Source organism: Endozoicomonas sp. SESOKO2 (assembly GCF_024606245.1).
In the GTDB taxonomy this organism is placed as follows: domain Bacteria; phylum Pseudomonadota; class Gammaproteobacteria; order Pseudomonadales; family Endozoicomonadaceae; genus Endozoicomonas_A.
Genome location: NZ_JAHHPQ010000710.1, coordinates 1 through 1663 on the forward strand (window position 1 = coordinate 1; position 1663 = coordinate 1663).

Below are 1663 nucleotides of genomic sequence, written 5' to 3' on the forward strand. Positions count from 1 at the left end.
AAGACCAAGGGTTCCTGCGCAACGCTAATCGGCGCAGGGTGAGTCGGCCCCTAAGGTGAGGTCGAAAGACGTAATCGATGGGAAACAGGTTAATATTCCTGTACCCCTTTTGACTGCGATGGAGTGACGGAGAAGGCTAGGTCAGCCCGGTGTTGGTTATCCGGGTTTAAGGTCGTAGGCGGTGGAATCAGGCAAATCCGGTTCCTCTCTAATAGAGAACGCCGAGAACTGATGACGAACTGACCAAGGTCAGGAAGTGATTGATGCCAGGCTTCCGGGAAAAACTTCTAAGCGTCAGGTCAAAAGGGACCGTACCCGAAACCGACACAGGTGGTCAGGTAGAGAATACCAAGGCGCTTGAGAGAACCTGGGTGAAGGAACTAGGCAAAATGGCACCGTAACTTCGGGAGAAGGTGCGCCGGCTTTGGTGATCGGACTTGCTCCGTAAGCTGAGGCTGGTCGAAGATACCAGGTGGCTGCGACTGTTTATTAAAAACACAGCACTGTGCTAACACGTAAGTGGACGTATACGGTGTGACGCCTGCCCGGTGCCGGAAGGTTAATTGATGGGGTTATCTTCGGAGAAGCTCTTGATCGAAGCCCCGGTAAACGGCGGCCGTAACTATAACGGTCCTAAGGTAGCGAAATTCCTTGTCGGGTAAGTTCCGACCTGCACGAATGGCGTAACGATGGCCACGCTGTCTCCACCCGGGACTCAGTGAAATTGAAATCGCTGTTAAGATGCAGTGTATCCGCGGCTAGACGGAAAGACCCCGTGAACCTTTACTACAGCTTCACAGTGGATCTTGATGTTGCTTGTGTAGGATAGGTGGGAGGCTTTGAAGTGTGGACGCCAGTCTGCATGGAGCCAACCTTGAAATACCACCCTGGCAATATTGAGGTTCTAACCCAGGTCCTTTATCAGGATCGGGGACATTGTGTGGTGGGTAGTTTGACTGGGGCGGTCTCCTCCCAAAGAGTAACGGAGGAGCACGAAGGTTGGCTAAGCACGGTCGGACATCGTGCGGTTAGTGTAATGGTACAAGCCAGCTTGACTGCGAGACGTACATGTCGAGCAGGTACGAAAGTAGGTCATAGTGATCCGGTGGTTCTGAATGGAAGGGCCATCGCTCAACGGATAAAAGGTACTCCGGGGATAACAGGCTGATACCGCCCAAGAGTTCACATCGACGGCGGTGTTTGGCACCTCGATGTCGGCTCATCACATCCTGGGGCTGAAGCCGGTCCCAAGGGTATGGCTGTTCGCCATTTAAAGTGGTACGCGAGCTGGGTTTAGAACGTCGTGAGACAGTTCGGTCCCTATCTGCCGTGGACGTTGGAAGTTTGAGGAGAGCTGCTCCTAGTACGAGAGGACCGGAGTGGACGAACCACTGGTGTTCGGGTTGTGTCGCCAGACGCATTGCCCGGTAGCTAAGTTCGGACGGGATAACCGCTGAAAGCATCTAAGCGGGAAGCCCCCTTCAAGATGAGACTTCCCTGGCCTTAAGGCCCATAAGAGACGTTAAAGACTATGACGTTGATAGGCGGGGTGTGTAAGCGTTGTGAGGCGTTGAGCTAACCCGTACTAATGACTCGAGAGGCTTGACCATATAACGCCAAAGCGATCTAGAAACTAGTGTCAAGAGACAAGTTTCAAGGAGCC

At 53.1% G+C, this 1663-nt stretch carries 1 rRNA gene; it reads left to right on the plus strand.

Annotated elements, in window-relative coordinates:
- Positions 1 to 1610: ribosomal RNA gene (locus KDK17_RS17030) — 23S ribosomal RNA — on the plus strand; the annotation flags it as partial.
- Between the last annotated feature and the right edge of the window lie 53 nt (positions 1611 to 1663).